This is a genomic window from Jiangella asiatica (assembly GCF_004349065.1).
Taxonomy (GTDB): Bacteria; Actinomycetota; Actinomycetes; order Jiangellales; family Jiangellaceae; genus Jiangella; species Jiangella asiatica.
This window is the reverse complement of sequence record NZ_SMKZ01000006.1, coordinates 137,424-161,042: the sequence shown is the minus strand read 5'-3', so window position 1 is coordinate 161,042 and position 23,619 is coordinate 137,424. Positions and strand designations below refer to the sequence as shown.

Annotated in this window: 23 protein-coding genes and 1 tRNA gene; 12 read left to right on the top strand and 12 right to left on the bottom strand. The window is 70.2% G+C overall.

Features of this window, described 5'->3' with window-relative positions; translation table 11 throughout:
• Positions 1-5: 5 nt before the first annotated feature.
• Complete coding sequence (locus E1269_RS06850; protein WP_131892705.1) at positions 6-1,109, top strand: sulfite oxidase; 1,104 nt, start codon at positions 6-8, stop codon at positions 1,107-1,109.
• A gap of 234 nt (positions 1,110-1,343) precedes the next feature.
• Here E1269_RS06850 and E1269_RS06845 read toward each other — a convergent pair whose 3' ends face one another.
• Positions 1,344-1,787, bottom strand: coding sequence for a DUF2867 domain-containing protein (locus tag E1269_RS06845; protein WP_203433046.1), 444 nt, complete (start codon positions 1,785-1,787; stop codon positions 1,344-1,346).
• A gap of 88 nt (positions 1,788-1,875) precedes the next feature.
• Here E1269_RS06845 and E1269_RS06840 point away from each other — a divergent pair, with 88 nt between their 5' ends.
• The 3 genes from E1269_RS06840 to E1269_RS32115 all read left to right on the top strand — a co-directional run bounded on the left by E1269_RS06840 (position 1,876) and on the right by E1269_RS32115 (position 3,807).
• Positions 1,876-2,484 (top strand): DJ-1/PfpI family protein, encoded by a 609-nt coding sequence (locus E1269_RS06840; protein ID WP_203433044.1) that lies wholly within the window; start codon positions 1,876-1,878, stop codon positions 2,482-2,484.
• A gap of 6 nt (positions 2,485-2,490) precedes the next feature.
• Entirely contained in the window at positions 2,491-3,012 is a 522-nt protein-coding gene (locus E1269_RS06835) for a MarR family winged helix-turn-helix transcriptional regulator (RefSeq protein WP_131892701.1), read from the top strand.
• Positions 3,013-3,210: 198 nt separating this feature from the next.
• The gene (locus tag E1269_RS32115) at positions 3,211-3,807 is read left to right on the top strand and encodes a hypothetical protein (protein ID WP_162606260.1); all 597 of its coding nucleotides are present in this window, start codon (positions 3,211-3,213) and stop codon (positions 3,805-3,807) included.
• A gap of 94 nt (positions 3,808-3,901) precedes the next feature.
• Here E1269_RS32115 and E1269_RS06825 read toward each other — a convergent pair whose 3' ends face one another.
• A complete protein-coding gene (locus E1269_RS06825) occupies positions 3,902-4,339 on the bottom strand; it encodes a MarR family winged helix-turn-helix transcriptional regulator (RefSeq protein WP_239000802.1) in 438 nt (145 codons plus the stop codon).
• An 82-nt stretch (positions 4,340-4,421) separates the two neighbouring features.
• On the opposite strand from E1269_RS06825, the gene E1269_RS06820 reads away from it, so the two are divergent.
• Positions 4,422-5,585, top strand: coding sequence for an MFS transporter (locus E1269_RS06820; protein WP_239000801.1), 1,164 nt, complete (start codon positions 4,422-4,424; stop codon positions 5,583-5,585).
• 222 nt (positions 5,586-5,807) lie between these two features.
• On the top strand, positions 5,808-7,136 hold the full coding sequence (locus E1269_RS06815) for a hypothetical protein (RefSeq protein ID WP_131892699.1): 1,329 nt from the start codon (positions 5,808-5,810) through the stop codon (positions 7,134-7,136).
• 8 nt (positions 7,137-7,144) lie between these two features.
• On the opposite strand, the gene E1269_RS06810 is transcribed toward E1269_RS06815, so the two are convergent.
• The 6 genes from E1269_RS06810 to E1269_RS06785 form a co-directional block, all read right to left on the bottom strand.
• Complete coding sequence (locus E1269_RS06810; RefSeq protein WP_131892697.1) at positions 7,145-7,435, bottom strand: dihydrofolate reductase family protein; 291 nt, start codon at positions 7,433-7,435, stop codon at positions 7,145-7,147.
• A gap of 165 nt (positions 7,436-7,600) precedes the next feature.
• On the bottom strand, positions 7,601-9,175 hold the full coding sequence (locus E1269_RS06805; RefSeq protein ID WP_131892695.1) for an MFS transporter: 1,575 nt from the start codon (positions 9,173-9,175) through the stop codon (positions 7,601-7,603).
• A gap of 170 nt (positions 9,176-9,345) precedes the next feature.
• On the bottom strand, positions 9,346-10,455 hold the full coding sequence (locus E1269_RS06800; protein ID WP_131892693.1) for an FAD-dependent oxidoreductase: 1,110 nt from the start codon (positions 10,453-10,455) through the stop codon (positions 9,346-9,348).
• A gap of 8 nt (positions 10,456-10,463) precedes the next feature.
• A complete protein-coding gene (locus tag E1269_RS06795; protein WP_131892691.1) occupies positions 10,464-10,670 on the bottom strand; it encodes a helix-turn-helix domain-containing protein in 207 nt (68 codons plus the stop codon).
• Positions 10,670-11,149, bottom strand: coding sequence for a DUF2975 domain-containing protein (locus tag E1269_RS06790; protein WP_131892689.1), 480 nt, complete (start codon positions 11,147-11,149; stop codon positions 10,670-10,672). Before E1269_RS06790 ends, E1269_RS06795 begins: the two co-directional genes overlap by 1 nt.
• A gap of 133 nt (positions 11,150-11,282) precedes the next feature.
• The gene (locus tag E1269_RS06785) at positions 11,283-12,227 is read right to left on the bottom strand and encodes an AraC family transcriptional regulator (RefSeq protein ID WP_131892687.1); all 945 of its coding nucleotides are present in this window, start codon (positions 12,225-12,227) and stop codon (positions 11,283-11,285) included.
• An 81-nt stretch (positions 12,228-12,308) separates the two neighbouring features.
• Here E1269_RS06785 and E1269_RS06780 point away from each other — a divergent pair, with 81 nt between their 5' ends.
• On the top strand, positions 12,309-12,863 hold the full coding sequence (locus E1269_RS06780; RefSeq protein WP_203433042.1) for an anthrone oxygenase family protein: 555 nt from the start codon (positions 12,309-12,311) through the stop codon (positions 12,861-12,863).
• A gap of 69 nt (positions 12,864-12,932) precedes the next feature.
• Here E1269_RS06780 and E1269_RS06775 read toward each other — a convergent pair whose 3' ends face one another.
• Entirely contained in the window at positions 12,933-13,775 is an 843-nt protein-coding gene (locus E1269_RS06775) for a helix-turn-helix domain-containing protein (protein ID WP_131892685.1), read from the bottom strand.
• A 566-nt stretch (positions 13,776-14,341) separates the two neighbouring features.
• Here E1269_RS06775 and E1269_RS06770 point away from each other — a divergent pair.
• Complete coding sequence (locus E1269_RS06770) at positions 14,342-15,301, top strand: class I SAM-dependent methyltransferase (RefSeq protein ID WP_131892683.1); 960 nt, start codon at positions 14,342-14,344, stop codon at positions 15,299-15,301.
• Between the two features lie 84 nt (positions 15,302-15,385).
• On the opposite strand, the gene E1269_RS06765 is transcribed toward E1269_RS06770, so the two are convergent.
• On the bottom strand, positions 15,386-16,243 hold the full coding sequence (locus tag E1269_RS06765) for an EamA family transporter (protein WP_203433040.1): 858 nt from the start codon (positions 16,241-16,243) through the stop codon (positions 15,386-15,388).
• Positions 16,244-16,749: 506 nt separating this feature from the next.
• Between E1269_RS06765 and E1269_RS06760 the strand changes: the two genes are divergently transcribed.
• Positions 16,750-17,832: a class I SAM-dependent methyltransferase gene (locus E1269_RS06760; protein ID WP_203433038.1), complete on the top strand. Its 1,083-nt coding sequence runs from the start codon at positions 16,750-16,752 to the stop codon at positions 17,830-17,832.
• A gap of 31 nt (positions 17,833-17,863) precedes the next feature.
• On the opposite strand, the gene E1269_RS06755 is transcribed toward E1269_RS06760, so the two are convergent.
• Positions 17,864-18,481, bottom strand: coding sequence for a TetR/AcrR family transcriptional regulator (locus tag E1269_RS06755; RefSeq protein WP_131892677.1), 618 nt, complete (start codon positions 18,479-18,481; stop codon positions 17,864-17,866).
• Between the two features lie 74 nt (positions 18,482-18,555).
• On the opposite strand from E1269_RS06755, the gene E1269_RS06750 reads away from it, so the two are divergent.
• Complete coding sequence (locus E1269_RS06750; RefSeq protein ID WP_131892675.1) at positions 18,556-19,191, top strand: hypothetical protein; 636 nt, start codon at positions 18,556-18,558, stop codon at positions 19,189-19,191.
• A gap of 511 nt (positions 19,192-19,702) precedes the next feature.
• On the opposite strand, the gene E1269_RS06745 is transcribed toward E1269_RS06750, so the two are convergent.
• Positions 19,703-19,775 (bottom strand) — tRNA-Lys (locus E1269_RS06745).
• A gap of 112 nt (positions 19,776-19,887) precedes the next feature.
• Here E1269_RS06745 and E1269_RS06735 point away from each other — a divergent pair.
• Together E1269_RS06735 and E1269_RS06730 are read left to right on the top strand one after the other, a co-directional pair.
• Entirely contained in the window at positions 19,888-22,029 is a 2,142-nt protein-coding gene (locus E1269_RS06735; protein ID WP_275264052.1) for a glycoside hydrolase domain-containing protein, read from the top strand.
• 190 nt (positions 22,030-22,219) lie between these two features.
• Positions 22,220-23,608 (top strand): FAD-binding oxidoreductase, encoded by a 1,389-nt coding sequence (locus E1269_RS06730; protein WP_131892671.1) that lies wholly within the window; start codon positions 22,220-22,222, stop codon positions 23,606-23,608.
• Positions 23,609-23,619: the final 11 nt, after the last annotated feature.

The following is a 23,619-nucleotide window of genomic DNA, read 5'->3' as shown; positions in this document are numbered from 1 at the left end:
CGGCCATGTCCATGATCGATGAATCCGTCAGCGCTCCGGCGCGGGTCGCGGAACCGGGCGAGGGGATCTCTGTCGACGAGCTGCGGCTCGCCGCACGCAACCACGGCATGCCGCTGGAAGCATTGCGCTACGACGTCACACCCGTCGGGCTGCACTATCTGCTGACGCACTACGACATCCCGGCACTCGATCCGGCGACCTGGCGGCTGTCCGTCGACGGGTCGGTGTCGCGGCCGCTGACGATCGGCCTGGACGACCTGCACGCCCGCGAGCAGGTGACGCAACGGGTCACACTGGAGTGCGCGGGCAACGGCCGGGCCAGGCTGGACCCACGACCGGTGAGCCAGCCGTGGCTGGACGAGGCGGTCGGCACGGCGTCGTGGACCGGCGTCCGGCTGGCCGACCTGCTCACCGAGGCCGGCGTGTCGGCCGGCGCCGTCGACGTCGCCTTCACCGGTGCCGACCGCGGCGTGGAACGGGGCGAGGAGCAGACGTACCGGCGCGGTCTCCCGCTGGGCGAGGCGCTGCTCCCCGACGTCCTGCTCGCGTACGCGATGAACGGGCAGCCGCTGCCGCCCCAGCACGGCGCACCGGTGCGGCTGGTCGTGCCGGGCTGGTACGGCATGGCGCACGTCAAGTGGCTGATGGGCGTCACAGTCCTGGACACCCCGTTCGACGGCTACCAGAACGTCACCTCGTACCGGCTCAAGCAGGAACCCGACGACCCCGGCGAGCCGGTCACGCGCATCCTGCCCAAGGCGCTGATCCAGCCGCCAGGCATCCCCGACTTCCAGAGTCGCACGCGCATCGTCGACCGCGGCACCGTCGAGCTCACCGGGCGGGCGTGGTCCGGCTGGGCACCTGTCGTCGCCGTCGAGGTCAGCGTCAACGGCGGGAATAGCTGGCATCAGGCGTCGCTCGGGCCGCAGCCGGATGCGTACGCTTGGCGGGCCTGGACGTGGACGTGGGACGCCCGGTCCCCGGGCCGGTACTCACTGCGAGCCCGGGCGCGCGACGACGCCGGCAACGGTCAGCCGGTCGAGGCCGCGTGGAACCGGCAGGGCATGGCCAACAATCACGCGCAGCGAGTCGACGTCGTCGTGCGGTGACGACGGCCGGCCGCGCCGGCCTGTGGAAAACCCTGATGTGACTCTGATCACACTGCTGTATGGTGCGGAGCGCGTCATAGCGGGCACATCCGGACGTCTTGCCTGGTGTATGGGGGGCGGGCTCCGCCCCGGCCGGCGTCTCGTTCACGGGGGAATCGAGACGCCGCGACGGGCAGCCGCCGCCGGGTCGGAGCCCCGCACACGATCGCCGCACCGTTCGCGATCACGTCGCCCCTACCGCCCTTCGGCGTCGCGGCGAACTCCGCACAGCATGCGTGCCATGAGCCGGCGATGTGCGCTGGACTTGATGACCATCAGCCAGTAGAGCCGTCCACGCAAGCCGGGGAAATCCGCGAGCGTGCGGGCGGTGAGCAGCGTTCGATCAGACTCCCCGGCCAGCGTGAAGCAGAGGTCGTATCTCGAGAACAGGTGCTGGCCGGCGAGCCGCAGGTACCGGTCCGGCACCGACTCGACCACGGTGAAGCCCGGCAGCGTGGCGCCGATGTCAAGCAGCCGACCCGAGGATCGCCGGGGCCGTGCTGCCACCAGGCGCGCATACGCCGCGGCGGGCGCACCCTGAGCGCCCGGGAGATGTCCAGCGAGCGAACTCCAGACCGCGCCCGCCGGGGCGGCCACCAGCACCTGGTGCTCGTCGACCACTGGCAGCACGGCGTCCACACCGGGAGCGTACGCGCGGGACGTCCTCGCCTGGCCATGCACCCATGGCTTATTGACAACATGCTCCCAATATGACAACATGTTGTCCATGACGCCTACCGCACACATCGCCATCTACGACACGCTCGCCGACTGGGAGATCGGGCACCTGCTCGTCGAGCTGCGCACCGGCCGCTTCACCGGCACCCCGTGGAACGTCGTCACGGTCGCCGAGACTGCCGAGCCGGTCACGTCGATGGGCGGGATCCGCATGGTCCCCGACATGCTGCTCGCCGACCTCCACCCGGCCTCGAGCGACCTGCTGATCCTTGCCGGCGCCGAGTTCTGGGACGCCGACGGCGGTACCGCGCTCGTCGCCGCGGCCGCCCGCTTCCTGGACGTCGGCGTTCCGGTCGCGGCCATCTGCGGCGCAACCGCCGGGCTGGCCCGAGGCGGCCTGCTCGACCACCGTCGCCACACCAGCGCCGCTCCCGAGTACCTCGAGGCCACCGGCTACGCCGGCGCCGGCCTCTACGTCGACGAACGCGCCGTCGTCGACGGCGACCTCATCACCGCCGGCCCCGACTCGCCCGTCCAGTTCGCCCGCGCGACGCTGCGCCGGCTGGGACTGGTCTCGGACCGCACACTCGAGGCGTACGAGGGAGTGTTCCACCGGGCCGACGCGAGCGCGTACCCCGTCCTCGTGCAGGCACACTGAGACCCCATGACCACCGCGCAGAACGCGCCGGACGCCGTCGTCCCGCCCCGTGAGGAGTGGCCGGTCCCGCCGCCGGCCACTCCCGCCGGCGATGCTCTCACCGACATCGCGCTGACGACGCTCCGGCTCAACGCCCGCCTGATGGAGGCCGCACAGGACATGGCCGCGGCCGGCGGCATCACCGCCGCTTGGTGGCAGGTCCTCGGCGGCGTCCTCGACCAGCCACGCACCCTCGCCGACATCGGCCGGCTCATGGGAATGAGCCGCCAGGGCGTCCGCCGGGTCGCCGACCTGCTCGCCGACCAGGGCCTCGCGGAGTACCGACCCAACCCCGCCCATCGCCGCGCCAAGCTCCTGGCCTGCACCGAGGCGGGCTACTGGGCGATCCGCCGGATCTCGCTCGTCCAGCACCCCTGGGCCGACCGCATCGGCGCTCAGCTCGACCTGAACGAGCTGCGCGGCGCACTGGACACCATGCGCCGCCTCGTCGCCGTCCTCGAAGCCGCCCGGCCCACGGCTCCGGACTGAACCCGTCAGCCCCCGACATAGGTGACCGGTGGTGGCGTCCTCAGCATCAGATCTGTCGCCGGCTGCGGACTGTGCGACCGAGGCAATTAGTACTTGCAGGTGAAAGCGACCTTGACTCGCAGCGCTGTAACTCGGAGCCTTGTGGGGCCCTTCGTCACCTAGACACGAAAGAGCCAGACATCCATGAATGCTTGCCGTATGTCCACTCTTGTCGCCGTCCCGGCCGTCGCCGCCGGCCTGCTGCTCGGCGTTGTGCCGGCATCTGCCGCGGACAACGTCGCCAAGGCGAGTCATTCCGCTTCCCTCAAGGCCGAGACCGGCGGGGCCGAGGCCACCGCCGAGCTCGACGCTGCCGCCGAGGCCGACGCTGCCGCTGAGGCCGAAGCTGCCGCTGAGGCCGATGCCCAGGCTGAGGCCGATGCCCAGGCTGAGGTCGATGACGTCGAGGTCGACGCGAGCGCCGACCTCTCGGCCGACGTCGCGGCAGACATCGAGGCCGCGGTCGAAGCGAGCCTGCGGGCCAACGCCGACATCGACGCCGAAGCCACCGCAACCGTCGATCTCTCGGCTCAGCCCGGGATCACGGTCGAGGTCGAGGCCGATGTGCAGGCCGATGCCGACGCAGACGTCGAAGCCGCGGTCGAGGCCGACGTCGAAGCCGCGGTCGAGGCCGGATTGAGCGCTGCCGTCGACGCGGGCCTCGGCGACGGGCTCGACGTCGAGGTCGACGCCACCGTCGATGTCACCATCGAGGCCGACGCGCAGGTCGACGTGGACGTCCACATCGGCCTCTGAGCCGCCATCGACGAAGCCCGGGTCCGTCCGCCGTTGCGCGGACGGACCCGGGCTTCGTCGATTCGTCCGCGCCATCATGCCCGCCGGCGGGCGGCTACGGCTGGGCGACGAGGGTACGCAGCAGGTCGCGGAGCGTCTCCTGTTGGGAGTCGGTGAGCGGGCTCAGCTGGGAGTCCGTGGCCAGTCGCTCGAGGACGGTGGATCGTGTCCGCTGGCCGCCCGCGGTCAGGACGATCCGCTTGGCGCGCCGGTCGGTCGGGTGGGGGTGCCGCTCGACGAGGCCCTGGCCCTCCAGGCGGTCGACGACGAACGTGGCGTTCGAGGCCTCGCAGGACATCCGGCCGGCCAGCTCCCGCGCGGTGATGGGCTCGGAGAGCTCGCGCAGTGCGATCACCTGCGCCGCGGTGAGGCCGAGCTGGTCGGCGACCCGCCGGACGTGGACGTCGAGGCGCTGGACGAACTGCTGGATGAGCCGGCAGACGTCGCGATCGATGCCGCCGTCCGCCCGCTGCGGCTGCGCCTGGCTCGTCACACCCCGAGTGTAGTGCGCATGCTTCGAGCTGTGATAGTTCTAATTCGGATTATTCAAACTAGAACTATCGAGGGAGTCCGCCGTGCCGCTGCCCGTCCTCGCCCTCATGCTCGTGGTCTTCAGCCTCACGACCGGTGAGTTCGTGATCGCCGGCATCCTGCCGGATGTCGCGGACGGGCTGGACGTGTCGGTTCCCGCCGCCGGCCTGCTGGTGACGGCCTACGCGGCCGGCATGATCGTCGGCGGCCCCGTCGTGACCGTCCTGACCGCCCGGATGAGCCGCAAGCCGCTCATCGCCGGCCTGGTGGCCGTGTCCGTGCTCGGCAACCTGGGCTCCGCGCTGGCACCCGGCTACGCCACCGCGCTGCTGACGAGGTTCGTCGCCGGGCTGGCCGTGGCGACCTTCTTCGCCGTGGCCATCGCCACCGCCGCGGCGATGGCGGGCCCGGGCCGGGAGAGCTCCGCCGTCGCGAAGGTCGCGCTCGGCATGAACCTGGGCATCATCCTCGGCAGCCCCATCGGCACGTTCATCGGCCAGAGTCTCGGCTGGCGGGCGACGTTCGCGACGGTGGCCGCACTCACCGCCGCGGCCCTGCTCCTGGTGCTGCTGGCGGTTCCCGACCGGCCGAGCGAGACCACCCGCTCAGTGCTGACTGAGCTGCGGGTGTTCGCCGACCGGGACGTCCAGCTCGCGATCGCGCTCACCGCGGTGGGCAGCGTCGGCGTGGTGATGGTGTTCACCTACATCGTGCCGCTGCTCACCGGCGTGAGTGGGTTCTCCTCCGCCGCGGTTCCGATATTGCTGCTGGTCTACGGCGCGGGCGCGGTCGTGGGCAACTTCGGCGGCGGCTGGCTGGCCGACCGGTCCCTGATGGCGGCGGTGCGCGGACTGCTCATCGCACTGGCCGCCACGTTGACGCTGTTCTGGGCGGTCGCCGAGTCACCGGTCGCGGCGGCGGTCCTGACGTTCGCCGTCGGCGTGCTGGCTTTCGCGATCATCCCCGGCATGCAGGCGCGCGTCCTGACCACTGCCGTCGCCGCACCCACGCTGGCGGTGGCGGTCAACGCGTCGGGTTTCCAGCTCGCTGCGGCGTTCGCCGGCTGGCTGGGCGGGCGCGTCATCGCCGGCGGGCCGGGGCCGCGCCCGCTCTACCTCGTCGGGGCGCTGCTCACCGTCGCCGGCGTGCTCATCGCGATCCACATCGTGCGGCGGGATCGCCGCGAGACGGTGCGCGCGGACGCGTGAGCCGGCACATCCCCGGCCCCCGGCGCTGGGCGAGCGACGCCTGCGCCATATGCGAGCCATGGGTTCGCCGCCGAAAAGAGATCAAAAAGTGACGAGCGATGTGACTACCAGCACTGCGACAAGAAGGTGATAATGCGTAGGTAGTGCAGGGGGCCGATCTTGAGGCGAGACAGCGGCGTGCGTTGGAGCACCCCGCACCAGCAGTCGGCACGATTGCTGATCTTGGCAATCGTGGCGGGCGTCAGCGCCGTCATCGCGCATTACTGGGGCGATGGTCCGTGGTGGCTCCTGATCGCGCTCTGCTGTGTCGCGGGCATCGGCACGCCCGCCGTCTGGTGGCTCAGGCAACAGGCCGTGCGATGGGACCGGCAAGACCACGCCCTCGAGTCCACGATCCGCTCGGCGCTCGACGACAGCGTCCTCCAGCACGTCGGCGACGCCGGGCTCGAGGTGTTCGGCGTTCACCGTGCCCATCTCCACGTCCCCTACCTGGTGCGTGACGCCCACGCCGACGTGCTGGCCGCGGTGGAGGTGGGCGAGCCCGTCCTGGTGCTGGGGCACCCCATGGCCGGCAAGTCCCGCCTCGGAGCGGAGGTGGTCCGCCGCCGCTTCGCCGACCGGCCACTCGTCGTCCCGACGCCGCCTCGAGGGCTCGCACAGCTCTTCGGCGCCGGAGCCAGCCCGGTCGACACCGTCGTCTGGCTGGACGACCTCGAACGGTACCTGCCGCGGGAGCACTTCCGAGTCGAGTGGCTCGACCGCGCCGTGCGTGCCCGCAACATCGTCGTGGCCACGATGCGGGCGGCACCGTACGAGACGTACCTGCCCACGCGCGACGTTCGCCGATCTCAGTGGGAGATCCTCGAGCGGTTCCAGCCGGTCTGGCTGCATTCGGACGAGCAGGAGCGCGCCCGGCTGGCCGCCATGGCCAGCGATCCACGGACGCGCGCCGGCATCCTGCGCTACGGCCTCGGCGAGTACTTCGGCGGCGGGATGGTCGCCGTCGAGCGGCTCCACGCCGGTGAGTCACGACACCAGCTGGCCGTGGCGATGGTGCGGGCGGCGAGCGACTGGCGCCGCGCCGGCCTCGATGCCATTCCCGAGCCGGTGCTGTGTGCGCTGGCACTCCACTACCTGCCGCAGTCCGCGCTCCCGGTCGCGCCGGAGACCATGGGCGACGCACTGGACTGGGCAGGCGAGATGATCGACCAGTCGGTCGCCCTGCTGGAGCCGACGCCGACCGGCTGGCGGGCCTTCGACTTCGTCGTCGACGACCTACACGCGCATGGCCGCCCGATCCCGGAAGCCACCTGGGACGCCGTCCTCCGGTCCGCCGGCGACCGCCTGATGTCCGTCTCCTACGCCGCGGCCGTCGTCCACCGCCGCCACGACGTGGCCGAGCGTGCCTGGCGGCTGGCGCACGAACGCCGCACCGGCGCCGACGGGCCATGGCCGCTCGACGCCGGTCGGCTGCCGGAGCGGTACGGCCCGGAACCCGGCGCCGCCTGGTGCCACGGCCCGCCGCCTATCCCGACGTGGCCGTGGCTCTGACCCCTCGATCAGGCCGGGTCGCGACGACCGACGACGCGGTAGCGCAGATGGGTGGCGTTCGGTGTCGGGATCGATTCGATCAGCTCCAGGCGCACGTGCTCGCCACCGACGTGGTCGTAGTGCCGAGTGCCGGCCCCGAAGAGGACCGGCACGACATGGACGATCAGCTCGTCGATGTACCCGGCCCGGATGAGCTGGCTGCCGATGCCGACCCCGCTGACCCCGACACTCTTGTCGCCGGCTGTCTCGATGGCTTGCTTCATCGCGCTGTCGAGGCCGTCGGTGACGAACGTGTACACGCCACCATCCGGCGGCGCAGGTGTCGGGCCATGGGTGACGACGAACAACGTATGTGGTCCGCCCGGTGATCATCGCCCCGAGGCTCTGCCGACCGTCCTCGAGCAGGGCCCTGCTGCGCTCGTCGGCACCGGGAACTGGGTCCTCTGGATACTGTTCTGCAAGACTCAATTTTGGTCCACGGTCGTCGGCTGCGGTGGTGCCGTCGCGTCCTCGCGCGCCGGTCGGTCACCGGGGTGCCGCAGCGCGATGACGAACGCCACGGCCAGAGCGACCGCCATGGCGATGAGCACCGCCCGAATGCCCTCTGCGAAGTCCTCGGCGACGGCCCGCTCCACCGCCTCGCGCACCCTGGCGGGTGCTGAGCTCGCGCCGGAGCCACCACTGCCGCCGGCCGCCACGTCGCGTGCCAGTTCCTCCGCCGCGTCCCGGCCGAGGCCGGCCTCCCGCAACGAGGCCGAAAACCGGTTGGTGAACACATGCGTGGCCAGCGTCCCCAGAAGCGCGAATCCCAGCGCGGAGCCGTAGTTGCGCACCGTCTGGTTGATGCCGGTGACCTCGCCGTAGGACGCGTCCCGCGCCCGGCTCACCGCGTCCGCGCTGGCAGGGCCCAGAAGGAACCCGATGCCGGCACCGGCCAGCAGCAGCGGGTGGTGCTGGTCGGCGGCGTCCAGCGTCGTGACCTGCGTCGCCCACCACGCGAACCCGGCAATGCCGACGACACAGCCGAGCAGCATGGTCTGCTTCGCGCCGCGGGCGTCGAAGATATGCCCACCGGCCTGCGCCGCGATCAAGAAGCCGAGGAAGAACAGCAGGAGCAGATGACTGGCGCCGGCCGCGTCCATGCCCAGCGAGACGTTGGCGTACACGCTGAGAAAGTACGAGACCGGAACGAACGCGATCATGACGAAGAACAGGACGGCCGAGTCGACCCGGAACCCCCGCAGCCTGAAGATGTCGAGCCGGACCAGCGGCACCGGGCGGCGACGCTCGACCACGACGAAGAGCGTCAGCAGCGCCGCACCGGCGACCAGGCATCCCCACGTCATGGCGCTGCTCCACCCCCAGTCGGCGGCCTGCGAGAACCCGACGACGCTGAGCGCCATGCCCGCAGCCACGATGACGGCACCAAGCCAGTCGATCCGCCTGTTCCCGCGATCCTGCTCGATGGGTGCCACCGCGATCGTCACCAGGGCTGCCGCCGCGACCGGCAGGTTGATCCAGAAGATCGTGCGCCACGACCATTCGAGCAGGTAGTTGCCCAGGATCGGGCCCAGCGCGGTGAACGCCCCGGTCAGCCCGAAGAACATCGCCATCGACCGGCCGCGCCGCTCGGCCGGCGTACTGCCGTAGACGATCGCTATCGCCGCGGGCATGAGGACCGCGGCGAAGATGCCCTGCGCCACCCGCGCCGAGATCAGCCACGTCTCGGCCCACGACGTGTCGGGCGTCGCACCGCACAGCGCCGAACTGACGGCGAACCCGGCCACGCCGACCGTCACCATCGTGCGACGGCCCCAGGCGTCGGCGATGCGCCCGCCGAGCGCGAAGGTCGCCGCCAAGGCGACGAGGTAGGCGTTGATCACCCATTCCCCTTCGGCCCGGGTGAGGCTGAGGTCGCGCTGGAGGTCGGGCGATGCGATGGCGACGATCGTCTGGTCGATGAACGACATCGAGACCGCCAGGATCATCGCCACCATGACGAGTGGCGACATCCTGGCGCGGACGGTTTGGACTGTCATGGGTCAACCTCTTCGGGGAACGCGGTCGCCGACGGCTCCGGCCAGGATCACGGCCGGCCGGCGTGGAGCACGTCACCCGGCACGGGTGAGTTGAGGACCTGCGCGTGGACACGGTCCTGCACGCCGGTCCCCGCGCCCGGCCGCCATCGGACTCGCACACTGCGCAGGTCTCAGGGAGCCGGGAAGGACTTGTCGCCGAAGAGGATGCGCCCGGCCGCGGCCCGGCCGAACCGCGTGCGCAGCAGCGTGAACGCCGTCGCCGCCAGGGTCGGCGTGCGCACCTGGGCCAGCCCATGGCGCAGCATCAGCCGGCCCCGGAAGCCGGCACGCAGAACCGCCCCGTCGTAGTGGCTCAACGCGTCGGGCCGGCCGGCTCGCAGTGCCTCGTCGAGGACCGCGGCGGCGTGCTCGGACAGCCGAAGGCACGGATCGAGTCCGCCGGCGGTGAGCGGCGAGACCGCACCCGCCGCGTCACCCACGAGGAGCCCGTCGACGCAGCTGATGCGGCGCAGCACCCCGCCGACGGGGATCGGTCCACCGCGCCGCTCGACCTCGTCGGAGCGGCCGGCACCGGCCAGCCCGGGCGCGGAGGCGCCGAACCGGTCCAGGGCCCGCCGAAGACCGTCGGGGAAGCGGTCGGCGTACCCGGCAACGCCGACGTGGGCCCGATTCCCGTCATTGATGACCCACGCCAGGTAGCCGGGTGCGAGCGAGGGATCGAGGACACAGTGGAACGTCGGCGGCTCCTCGCCACCGGAGATCGCAAAGACCTTTTCAGCACCGACCAGCAGGTGCCGGTTGCGGTCGAGGGCGAGGTCGCGGGCGACCCGGGAGCGGGCACCGTCGGCGCCGACGACGAACCGGGCCCGGACGCAGGCCGGACCGTCCGGACCGACCACGAGGAATGAGTCGGCCTCCCGACCGGCATAGCGTGTGCCCAACGAGATCCGCACGCCGGCGTCGGCCGCGGCGCTGGACGCCGCCACATAGAGCCGTGCCATGTCGGCCACCCGGTACTCGTCGCGGGCGCTGACCAGCGTCACCGGGTGGCGCTGGCTGGGAGGGTAGAGCACGACGCGTCGGATCGGAGGCCCGAGGCAGTCGGGAGGCAGCGCGAAGTCGTCGAGCGTGCGCCGGACGAAGATGCCCGTCGTGCGGATCGCGCCGGTGAGCTTCGGCCGCCGCTCGACCAGCAGCACGTCGTGACCGCGCTGAGCCAGCAACGTCGCCGTGTACAGGCCCGCCAGCCCGGCACCGACCACCAGCACGTCGACGTCCATCGCGGCGGTCAGTCCTCGACCCATTCCAGGAGGTCGCCGGGCTGACATTCGAGCACGCGGCACATGGCTTCGAGCGTGCTGAAGCGGACAGCCTTCGCTCGGCCGTTCTTCAGCACGGCCACGTTCGCCGGCGTGAGCCCGACGCGCTCGGCGAACTCACCGACGCTCATCTTGCGCCTGGCGAGCTCGACGTCGATGCGCACCACGATGGGCATCAGATCACCGCGTCCATGTCGGTGCGAAGCGTCGTGGCCTGTCGCAGCAGCGCCCGCATCACCACCATCAGCAGCACCAGCACGCCCGCGGCCAGAACCGAACCGAACAGGAGGACCGGCAGCCCGGGACCCGCCACCACTGTCGTGACGAAGACGAACACTCCGAAGAGCAGCACCCAGGCCGTGCCCATGGCCCACACGATCGCATCGACCCACGCGAAGGCCGCTTCGCTGAAGATCCGGTCGGCCTTGACCATGGCGAGCAGCTTCCAGGTACACACGATCACGACCTGGACGCACACGAGCTCCACGATTGAGAAGGCCAGCATCGGCCACCGCAGATACGCCAGGTCCGGCTCCTCCTCCGCCAGGTGCGCCAACGTCCCGGGCAGGATCGCGACCTGGGCCACGACCAGGCCGGCGAACAACAGTACGAGCAGGATTCTGAGCACGCCGACCGCCCGGCCCATCGTCGTCATGCATTGACTTTCAGTGGTTATCGATCGAATGTCAATAGATTCCGATTGACCGACGTTAATCGTCCGTGGATGGATCCGCCGGAACCGGCGTGAGATCTCGAGCAGTCCCAGTCACAGCCGAGAGCGCGGCGGCTCAGGCGGGTACCGCGCCCTGTTGCCGGTAGGTGAGCGGGCTGACGCCGTAGTGGCGCTTGAAGGCGGTGCTGAAGGTGAACGGGCTGGTGTAGCCGACCTCCGCGGCCACGCGGAACACCGGCACGCTGTCCTGTCGCAGCCGGTCGGCCGCGAGCGCCAGCCGCCACGAGGTGAGGTAGGCCATCGGTGGCTCGCCGACCGAGGCCACGAACCTGCGGGAGAAGCCCGCGCGTGACATCCCGACCCGCTGGGCCAGGGATGCGACGGTCCAGGGCTGGGCGGGTTGGTCGTGCATCAGGTCCAGCGCGGCGCCCACGATCGGGTCCGTGCCAGCGCGGAGCCACCCCGGCGGGTCGGCGGCCGAGAAGTTCGCCCAATGGCGGATCGCGGCGACCGTGAGACCGTCCAACAGCCGATCCAGCAGGCTGGCCTGGCCGATTCCCTCGCCGTTGATCTCGTCAGCCAGGACCTCGATGAGCCCGGAACGGTGGTCGGCCGCACGCATCAGCAACGTCGGCGGAAGCGCCCTGAGAAGCCGGGAACCGACCTCGCTCACGCTCGGATAGGTACCGACGAGCATGGCGTCGCACCCCATCGGTGCATTCCCCCAGGTACGCACGCCGTGATACGTCGGAAGCTCCAGGTTCGTGCCGGCCGGCGTCTCGCACCGACCGTCGGAGTTGATCACGGCCTGCGGCGGTCGCGCCACGGCATCAGCGAACAGGTACGGGTCGGGCCTGGCGATCAGCAGCAGGTCACCCGCGAGCAACCGCACGGGGTCGCCGTCGTCGGGCACGAACCAGGTCGACCCGGCCGTCACCGCCACCACCGACAGCGGTGCCTCGTCCTGCACCCGGACGGCCCACGGCGGCGTCATCGTCACTCGGAGCAGGAAGGCGCCCCGCGCGCGAGGCGCGTCCAGCAGGGCGGTCAACGGGTCCATCGGCACCACCGTAGACGAATTCGAATGGATTCGCGGCTTTCGACCATGGATAGTCTCGCCGTATCCAGCTTTCCTGAACACATGAGTACTGCACCGAACACCGCCGTCCGCCAGACCGGCGCCGTGCGAACCGCGATCCTGATCCTGGCGACCATGACGACCGGACTGACGGCGGGCGTCTTCGTGGACTGGTCGAACACGATCATGCCCGGCCTGAGCGACGTCGATGACCGCACGTTCGTCGTGGCATTCCAGGCGCTCGACTCGGCGATCACCAACCCCCTGTTCCTCGGCGTGGGGTACATCGGCGCCCTGCTGTTCACCGGGCTGTCGGTCGCCCTCCATCGCCGCGCGGAGCAGCGGCCGGCTCTGATGTGGATCGGGGCGGCGCTGGTCTTCTACCTGCTGGTCTTCGTGATCACGTTCAGCGTCCATGAGCCTCTCAACGAGGAGATCAGGTCAGCCGGGGACCCAGACACCGACGCCGGCTTCGCGGCGGCGCGCGCCCAGCTCGATGAAGCGATGTGGACCGCCTGGAACACCGTCCGGGCCGTGGCGTCGACGATCGCGTTCGGCTGCCTCACGTGGGCACTCGCGATTCATCGCCGGCCCGGCCAGACCACCGCCCGACACTGACATCAGGCGGGGCAGGAGTTCGAAACCATGGGCGCCGTGACGACGGGTCTTGAACGAAATCCAGCAGAGTCAGGCTCGTAGCGGCGGCACGCTGCGAGTGGCGAGGAACGGCTCGTAGGAGGCGGAGTGCTCGTGGCCACAGGCGCACCGGTCGAGGTTGCCGCCGAGGAGCTGGCGCGGGGTGAGCCCGGTCAGACGCAGGCATTCTCGGCAGAGGTGTGCCTGGTCGGCGTACCCCACGTCGACCGCCAGGCCCGCCACGCCGTCCGCGCCACGACGACCCGACGCCGTGGCGCCGGCCTGAGCCAGCGCGAGGAAGCCCTGGAACCGCAACGTCCGCTGGAGGACCTTGGGACCCACCCCCACCGAGTGCAAGCAGCGGCGACGCAGTTGACTGGCGGAGAGCCCAAGGTGGGTGGCGAGCGTGTCGATGTCGAGCGGATGCCAGGGCATCAGCCCCTTCACGGCTTCGCGCACCAGCGGATCCAACCGGCCGGCGGTTCGGAACTCCCGCAGCAGATGGGCCTGCAGGGCCACGAGCGCTCGCCGGGGTGTCCCGGCCCGGGCCATCGCCTCCTCGATGCGGTCCAGCGAGCTTCCCCACAGGTCCGCCAGGCCAAGGTGCTGGTCCACCAGGTCGTCGAGCACCGTCGGCAGGGGCGGCGGGGTCCCTGGTTGGAACCGCACACCCACGATGGTCGTGTGCGGCGGAATGACCTCGATCTCCGGACCGGTCAGCGGACCGACCAGCTGGGGACGGCCGCCGATCGGGAAGTGGATCTCGACCCCGCCCGTGGGCAGGTGCCGCTGGACGTACGGCACGTCACCGGTGCGCTGGATCCAGACCGTCCGGACCACGCCCGCCAGTCCCGGCAACGGCGGACGCTCGACGTAGGACTCCACAGCGGTCATCCTCGAACTGAAGCGCCCGGGCGGGATCGACGTCAAGCCCCTGAGCTCGGCGACTGGCGAGAGCGCTTCGACCCCGCAGACCTGTCGAGAATGCCCTCGACGAGCTCTGCCTGCTCCACCGTTTCCCTCATACCGTCGATGATGTGTGTGGCGTGGGACGACGACGGCTGGACGTAACGGTGGTGCGCGGGGCGCACATTCTCCAGGTACCCGGTGAGTGACGGCAGGACGAGCCCGACAACCGTTCGGCCCTTCCGCATCAGCTGCCGCGCTAGCCGCACAGCCGCTGGCGTCTCGACCCAGAACGAGACATCAAGAAGGTTGCGGACGGCTGGTATCTGCCGCAAGCTCGGATTCATCTTTTTGAAAGCAGGCCCCAGTGGGGGCGACGTCCGCAACCTCTACACCCCTTCGGTCGGAGAACCCGCCCCAAAGCCAGGTCGACGGGACGACGAGGAACGGCCCCCGGAGCGGTAGTTTCGGGCCCACCGTCGATAACGGGTTGCAGGGCTCGGGTCAGGACGCGGACACTGCGGCAGGCATCCGTTCCCACTCCAGGAAGACACATGACCGACACCGCACGCCCAGCCGCGTCGGGCGCCCAGGTCTGCGACGGGCACACGTTCGGTGCGAGCGCGGTCTTTCAGCACCCGCTCGCCTACCTGATCGGGCTCGAAGGTGTGGCGCTGTTGCGCGCCTTCGGAGGGGACTACGGACGTGACTTCATCGACGCGCGGCTGGAGGAGACGAAAGCACTCCTGAACGGTGCGGGTCAGTTGGGCGAAGCCATGATGGTGGAACCGTTCACCGTCACCGAGGGATACGACATCTGGTCCACCGACTACGACGAACCGGGCAACGGGCTTCTCGGTCTCGACGGACCGATCGTCCGGCGAATCCTCGACGATATCCCGGCCGGCATCGCGGTCGACGCAGCATGCGGGACCGGCCGACACACCGAGCACCTCAAAGCCCTTGGCCACGACGTCATCGGCGTCGACGCGAGTCCCGGCATGCTGGCGAAGGCTCGGGAGCGGCTGCCCGACGCCGATCTACGCCTTGGCGACCTTCGCGAGCTGCCGGTGCCCGACAACCACGCCGACGTCGTCGTCTGTGCGCTGGCACTGACCCACCTGCCCGCCCTGGGACCCGCCATCGCCGAGTTCGCCCGAGTGCTCCGGCCAGGTGGTCACCTGGTGATCTCAGACGTGCACAGTTTCATGATCAACGCGCAAGGCTTCCCCCTGATCAAGCCAGGACCGGACGGCACACCGGGCTACATTCCGCAGTGGAGCCACCGGACCAGCGACTATCTCGTAGCGGCGCTGCCCGTCGGATTCCAGGTCCGTAGCTGCTTCGAGCCGCGGTTCGGCGAGCTGGTCGATCCCACCAGCCCTCCCGAGCCGCTTCCAGCCGGCGCCGTCGCCGACCCGTGGCTTCTGCACGGCTGGGCCCCCGAGGCGACCAACGCCGCCTACCGCGGCCTGCCGATCGCCATCTTCTGGCGGTTCCAGCTCGACCACTGATAGACGAACCGGATCGACTCCGCGCCGAGCTGGCGTAGGGCGTCACCGGCGAGGTCCCCCGCTGGAGTTCGGCCCGGGTGGGCGTCAGTCGCGCGGGAGGGTCTCGGGGGTCGACTCCGTGCGGACGGCGGCCACGCTCGCGGCCGTCACACACGCGATCGCCAGCAGTTGCAGGGGCGTGAGCCACTCGCTGAGCAAGACCGCGGCGGCAAGGGCGGCGGCGGCCGGTTCCAGGCTCATCAAGATGCCGAACACGCGGGACGGAAGGGTGCGCAGAGCCACCATCTCGAGGCTGTACGGGACCACCGAACTCAGCACCCCGACCAGCGCCCCCAACACCATCAGACGGGGCTCGAGCAGCCGCTCACCGGCCGTCGCCACCGCGAACGGTGCGATCGCCAGCGTGGCGATGGTGCTAGCCACGGCCAGCCCTTCGACGCCGGCCCAACGGCGCCCCGTTGCCGCCGTCGAGACGATGTACAGCGCCCAGCAGGCGCCGGCGAGCAGCGCCAGACCGAACCCGACGGCGTCGACCTTGGTGGGGCCGACGCCGAACAGGGTGATGCCGAGCGCGGCCAGGCCCACCCACACCAAATCGCGGGGCCGCCGGCTGCCGACCGCGGCCACCAACAGCGGACCGATGAACTCGATGGTGACCGCCACACCGAGCGGGATGCGGGCGAACGACTCGTAGAACGCCCAGTTCATCGCACTGAGCGCGAATCCCAGCGCCAGCACCGGCCGCCAGTCCGTGGCCGTCCGGCCGCGCAGCCGCGGCCGGACAAAGGCGAGCAGAATCAGGGAGCTGGTGAACAGCCGGAGGAACACCATCCCCACCGGGGGAATCTCGTCGAATTGGCCCTTGGATACCACCGCCCCGAACTGCACCGAGAGGATGCCGATCAGAACGAGCCATACGGGCGAAAAGCGGGGCGTGGACACGCGGTTCACTCTAGGAGTTTGCTGAAGACCGCCCTGAATCTCCGCGGCGAGTCCGGAGACCCAGTGGATCGACCTCTGCGGGACAGTGCTTCACAGAGCCTCTACCAGCAACAACAGTTACACCGGCACCCATGATCTGCACCTGCACGCCGCCCAACGGCCACACGGTTGCTCCAGACGACGTTGATCGGGCGAACGATGAGCTCCGCAGTCTCCGGAGTGCATCCACGGCAGGGCGCAAGCTCTCCTCGACATGCGCCAACGTCGACGTCGGCATCCGGTTGCCTAGCGATCAGTTGGTCGTTGCGGCTTGGTCGGACGAGCGCGGCCAGCCTCAGCACGGCATGATTGGGCGGGCGTAGCCGTCCCCAGGGCCAGGCATGCGATTGGTTCTCTCTCCGTGGTGGGTCGGGGTGGCGCCTTGTGAGGCTCGACGACCGCAGTATCGGAAGGTGGCGGTGATGTCCGAAGGCCGACCCGAACCCTTCAACGCGAGGAATGCCCCCGTGGATTCGCGCCCTGGCGTGGACCGGACGGAGGCGCTGCGCGAGCGGATGTTCGGCAGTGCCATGGCCGCGTTGGAGCTCTACACCATTTACATCGGGGTGCGACTCGGACTGTATCGGGCGCTGGCAGACGGTGGTCCGGCCAGCTCTTCGCAGCTGGCCGACCGCACGGGGATAGCCGAGCGTTACGCGCGTGAGTGGCTTGAGCAGCAGGCAGTGAGCGGGCTCATCGACGTCGACGACCCTCGGGCGGAACCGCTCGCTCGGCGGTACCGGCTGCCACCGGAGCACATCCCTGTCCTGGCCGATCCGGACGACGTCCGCTACGAGGCCCACACCGGTGTGGACATCGTGCGAGCTGGACGCCGGCTTCCGCAGCTGGTGGAGGCGTTCCGGGTCGGGAATGCGCCGCCACCGCTGCCGTGGGAGCCGGAGGGTCGGGCGGATCCCAACCGGGCTCGGTTCATCAATCTGCTCGGCAACGAATGGCTGCCCGCGATTGCCGACATCGACGTCCGGCTACGGGCCGAACGGCCAGCGCGGGTCGCCGACGTGGCGTGCGGCACCGGCTGGTCCAGCATCGCGATGGCCCACGCGTACCCCAGCGTCCACGTGGACGGCGTCGACCTCGACCACGATGCCATCACCGCCGCCCGTCAGAATGCCGAGCGGGCCGGCGTGGCCGATCGAGTGACATTCTCAGTCACTGACGCCGCCGACCTTGCCGGACGGGGCGGGTACGACCTGGTGACCATCTTCGAGGCCCTCCATGACATGTCGCGACCCGTCGACGCGCTCAGCGCTGCCCGGGAGATCCTCGCCCAGGACGGGATCCTGCTCGTGGTCGACGGGTTGGTCAACGACGAGTTCATGGCACCCGCCTCGCCGCGGGAACGAACCGAGTACGGCTGGAGCGTGGTTTCCTGCCTTCCGGGCGCGATGGCAGACCCTCAGACCGCAGCCACCGGAGCCGTTATGCGTCCCTCGATGCTTCGTCAGTATGCCCTCCAGGCAGGCTTCCGTGACGTACAGACCCTGCCGATAGACACCGACTATTGGCGCTTCTACCGACTGCTCCCCTGATGTGACCTCCTGCGCGGCGGAGTGACGGAGCTCAGCCGACGCCGAACACCTGTTGGAGCACAGATGCGGCCATCCAGTCCTCCACCTCGGCGCGAGTCCACTTCATGTCGCGGGTCAGCTGCACGTAGATCTGGGGCCCGGTGAGGAGCAGCAGGATGTCGCGCGCCCGCTCCGGAGTCAGGCCGGGGCGCAGCGGGTGCTTGCCGACGAGGATGCTGAGCAGCACCTCGTTGCCGTCGCGGCGCAGCCCTTCGTTGAAGTCATAGCCCTCCTGGGCTGTCTCGTCGCCCAGCACCGCACGCACCAGCGGCGCCGCTCGTTGGAGCAGTTCCGCGGTGCCCTCGACCAGCAGCCCCACAGCCCGCTCGATGTCAGGCTCGGCCTCGACGGCGCGCCACCACCCGGACAAGTGCGGCGGGGTCCGCTCCGGCCCGAGCACGACGTGCTCGTAGACGGCCTGCAGCAGGTCGCCCTTGGTGCGGAAGACGAAGTAGACCGTCTGGACGGCAACACCGGCGTCGGCAGCCACGGCGGCCATCGTGGTTGCGGCGTACCCGCGCGTCACGAACGCCTCTAACGCGGTCTCCACGATCCGGCGACGTGTCGCCTCGGCCTTCTGCTTGCGGCTCATCCCCTTGACATCCGCCACGGCAGCCAGTCTACTTGGAGCATTCACTAGTGATACCACTAGTGAACCTTCTGGCAAGTGAGGAGCGGATCGCCATGTCTTCCGCCATCACCCACGCGCGGGCAGGGGCCGACGTCCGCCGGCTCGGTCTCGCTTGCGCCATCTCCGGTGTTCTCATGCTCGGCGTCAGCGTCTTCACTGTGTTCCCGCCCGACGGTGTGCCCGACGACCAGTGGAGCTACCCGCAGACCCCGTCCCAGCTGCTCGCCATCAGCCTCGTCCTAGCGGTTGCCCACGCGCTCTCGGTCGGGGGGTTCATCGGGGCCAGGCGGCTGGCGGTGGCCGGCGGAGGACGGGCCTCGCGGGTGGGGTTCACAGGCGCGGTCGCGGGGCTCATCGCGCTCGGGTTCTGCGAGCTCCTCAGCGGTCTCATCGCGGAGGAGCCGCTGGACTCCGGCGTGGCGGCAGTCGTAGGCACCCTGTTCGGGCTGTCGTCGCTGCTGTTCGCGGCTGGAGCCATCATCGCCGGGATCGGAGTCATCCGCGCCGGCCGCTGGCCGGGGTGGGGGCGCTGGCTCGTATTGGCGACAGGCGTGGTCATCGTCGTCTTGGTCACGCCCGCCAACGCCGTCGGAGACCCGGTGTTCCGGTGGGTGAGCCTGGCTCTTTGGAGCGTCTTGTTCATCCCCCTCGGTTTCCAAGTGGCACGCGGCCTGCGTCCGCGCAGCTGACCTGTGCCGACAGAGGCGCCCAGTGTCGGCTTCCACCACTCTCGGCAGTTGCCGTCACCACCATGCTGGGGATGCGTCACCTTGGCCTACTAGATGATCGTCCGCAGGACCGGATTGACCACCCTCGGACTTCCACGTTCCCGACGAGCGACTTTGCGTCGAGCCGTCCAGGTCCTTGGGCGAGCTGTAACGTTCGACAGCCGCCGAGCGTCCATACGGGTCGCCCCCGCAGCCCTCGACCAGCTCGCCGCCATCGACGACGCACAAGACCACGCCAACCTCTGGTTCGTCACCAACTCGGAAGGATCATTCCAGGCGGAGCCGCGCAGTCGGTGGAGCTGATGTCGACCTGGACACGCTCAGTCTCGTCGCCGCCCTGCTCACCGAATCGCTGAGACGATGACCTCGAACGGTGAACCTACGGACCCGGTCGTGGTGCGAAATTCCCTCGACCAGAGTGACTCCGAGTGAGGCACTCAACAGCGAACCGCACATCGCCGCAGCTCGGGAGTGGGCCCCCAGGGGATCGAACCCTGAACCCGCGGATTAAAAGTCCGCTGCTCTGCCAATTGAGCTAGAGGCCCCTGGCACAGGCTACCCAGTCCACGCGGTCCGCTCCACGCGAGCGCTGCCCGCCGCCGCCCTGGCGGGCGAACCAGCACGGACACCCCTTGACGGGCGCGACATCGGGAGTTCATATCGACGCTACACGCGGGTGACCTCGGGCGGGCAGAATGCGGACACACTGGACAGCGTCGACCCCTTCATCGGCAGCGCCGCGACCGTCGCAGCCGACACTGGGTCAACGCGTTCGAGCTGGGTACCGGTCCGCTGGAGCGGTCGGACTACTACGAGGGCGGCCGGTGGAACTACTCGTTCCGGCTGTTGCACGACATGGCCGCCCGCATCGAGCTGGCCGGCGGGGGATGCGAGTTCGTGGCGATGCCGGACGCGTTCTTCGGCTTCGGTCGGCCGCCGGTGCGTCAGCTCGGCCGGCCGCCGTTCGGCGGCGAGTACGGCGCCGGCATGACGCTGGACCGGTTCGAGGGCTTGAACAACGAACCGGACATCGAGGCGCCGTACGCCCACCGTTACGCGGGCCGGACCGACCGCGCGGCCGAGATCGTCCACACGGCGCTGGCCTGCCAGTTCGGCACCGGCCCCGACGGCTTGCCCGGCAACGACGACTCCGGCGCGCTGAGCTCCTGGTACGTGTCGGCGTCGCTGGGGCTGTTCCCGGTCGCCGGGCAGAACGCGTTCCTCGTCAACGCGCCCGCCTTCGCCAACGCGCAGCTGCGGTTCGGCGGCAACGAGCTGCTGATCGAGACGACCGGCCACCGCGAGGCGCCGCTGGCCCAGGAGGCGGGAACCTGCCCGCCGCCCCGGTTCGTCCACACGGCGACCTTGAACGGCAAGCCGCTCGACGCCGGCTTCATCAGCGGCAACGACGTGTCAGGCGGCGGCTTGCTGCGCATCGAGCTGGGCCCGAACCGACGGCGTGGGCGACGAAGCTCCGTCCGCCGTCGATCTCCGACCGTAATCGAGGGTGGAAGACTCGGAGGTGTTGCCATGAGCCAACGCATTCGCCGACTGGTGATCGTCGTGCGAGCCGATCCAGTGATCTGCGGCCATTCGGGCGAGGCTCGCAACCTCGCCGAGGTCGCGCTCACCCGCGGGTTCGACGACGTGCGGCTGCTGACGTGGCCGCTGCCGGCGCTGCAGGCGGCCGGGCTGCCGCTGAAGCCGCTGGACTCCATCCTGCCGTACAGCGCGGGCATCACCGTCGAGCGGCCGGAACCCGTCGGCGACTACCGCGTCCCCGACGGCCGCTACACGCTCGGCCTGACCAGCCGGCTGTACGAGCTGTTCACCGACGGCGTCCCGACGGTGTGCATCTCCATGTACTTGACCCCGCACGCGAACGTCACCGTCGAGGCGCTGCGCGGCGCGCGGGCAAGCGGCTCCGGATTCGACGTCACCACCATCGCCAAGGCCGTGGGTTCGGACATCACCAACATCGTGCGCACCAGCATCGACCAGGGCCGGCCGGGCGCCGCCGCGTTCCTGCTCGCGACGTTCCTGGCCAACGACCGCTGCGTGGCGGTGTCGCACTACACCCGCGACCTGATCGTCGAGTCGGCGCACCGGGTCGACCGGATCTGCGGCACGCGGTTCGCCGAGGAGTGCGCCGCCCGGGTCACCATCAGCTACCCGCCCATCGACACCGGCGCCTACCTCGACCCCGATCCGGTCCGCGTCGACGAAGCGCTGCGCCGGCGCGGCCTGGAGCGCGACGGATACCTCCTGTTCCTGTCCCGGGTCACGCTGGCCAAGGGCATCGACGACCTGATCGCCGCGTATCGGGCGTCGGCCGGACGAGAACGGGTCCGGCTGGTCGTCGCGGGGACCGGCCCGGAGCTTGACCAGATGCGGGCGCTCGCCGCCGGCGACGAACGCATCGTCTTCCTCACCGACGTGGGCGACGAGGAGAAGCCGCTGCTGATGAACGGCTGTGCGGCGTTCGCGCTGCCCAGCAAGCCGCGACCGGAGTTCGTCGAGACGTTCGGCATCGCCCTGGTCGAGAAGATGCTGGCCGGCGGCGGCCCGGTGATCACCACCACAACCGGTGGCATCCCCGAGTCCGTGGGCGACACCGCGATCGAGGTCGCGGCCGGTGAGCCGGCCGGGCTGGCGGCGGCCATCGACCACGCCGTGCTGGGGATGACGGCGGACGAGCGCCGGACCGCATCGCGCCGAGCCCGAGAGTACGCATTGCGCTTCGACCGCGTGGCCGTGTTCGACGGGCTCATCGAGGACCACGCCGTCCCGGCCGGCTGAACCGGGACTGAAAACCCGTTGCGACCTTGTCAGTGGGCCCGGGTTGAATGGTGACGTCGCCCCGGCCGGCAGCGCTGACACCGTTCTGTAAGCGATCTGTCAGCGCCTCCGGGCAGTGTCACACCCATGACACGCGCACCGGCCCCGCTCCGGTCGCGGGCGTCACGACGCGAAGGAGACCCCTATACCCATGAGCACGCCATCGACCCTCTCCATCGACCGCCTCCGCTCCGATCTCACCGGCGACGTCATCGCACCGGACGACCCCGGCTACGACGCTGCCCGCACGCTGTTCTACGGCGGCTTCGACAACCGTCCCGCCGTCATCGTCCGCCCCTGCAACGCGGCCGAGGTCGCCGCCATCGTCACGCTGGCCCGCGACACCGGCTTCGAGCTGTCCGTACGCAGCGGCGGCCACAGCACCGCCGGCCATAGCGTCAGCGACGGCGGCATCATGCTCGACCTCTCCAGGCTGCGAGCCATCGAGATCGACGTCGACGAACGCACCGCTTGGGCCCAGACCGGCCTGACGGCGGGCGACGTCACCACGGCGCTGGCCGAACACGGGCTGGCCGTCGGCTTCGGCGACACCGGCACCGTCGGCATCGGCGGCATCACCACCGGCGGCGGCGTCGGCTACCTGTCCCGCAAGTACGGCCTGACCATCGACGACGTGCTGGCGGCCGAGGTCGTCACCGCCGACGGCCAGGTGCTGGTGGTCGACGCCGACAACCACCCCGAGCTGTTCTGGGCCATCCGCGGTGGCGGCGGCAACTTCGGCGTCGTCACCCGGTTCCGGTACCGAGTCCACGAACTGCCCGGTGTCGTGGGCGGCATGCTGCTGCTGCCGGCCACCGCCGACGTCGTGCACGGGGTCCTCACCGAGGCCGCCGCCGCGCCCGACGAGCTGTCGATCATCCTCAACGTCATGCCGGCGCCGCCCATGCCGTTCGTCCCGCCGGAGGTCCACGGCACTCTCGTCACGATGGTGCTGCTCTGCTACGCCGGGCCGGCCGAGGACGGCGAGAAGGTGCTGGCCCCGATCCGGGCGCTGGCCACCCCGATCGCCGACCTCGTGCGGCCCATCGCCTACCCGGAGATGTACCCGCAGGAGGACGGCGGTGACGCAGAGGAGTACCACCCGACCGCCGTCGCCCGCACCTTTTTCGCCGACCAGCTCGACCGCGCGATGGTCGAGCAGATCCTCGAGCGGTTGGCGACGGCGCCGGCGCCGATGCGGGTCGCCCAGATCCGACCGCTCGGCGGTGCCATCGCCCGCGTGCCCGACGACGCGACGGCGTACGCACACCGACAGCGCGCCTTCATGGTCATCGTGGCGTCGTTCCTGGACACGCCGGAGACCCGGGCCGAGCGTGAGGCCTGGGTAGCCGAGGTGGCCGGCCTCATCCAGAACGGCGGCCCCGGCGCCTACGTCAACTTCCTCGGCGACGACGGTCCCCAGCGGGTACGCGAAGCCTACCCGGGCGTCACCTGGGACCGGCTCACCGAGGTCAAGCGCCGCTACGACCCGGGCAACCTGTTCCGGCTCAACGTCAACGTGGAGCCGGCCCAGGGCTGAGGCCACCGCCG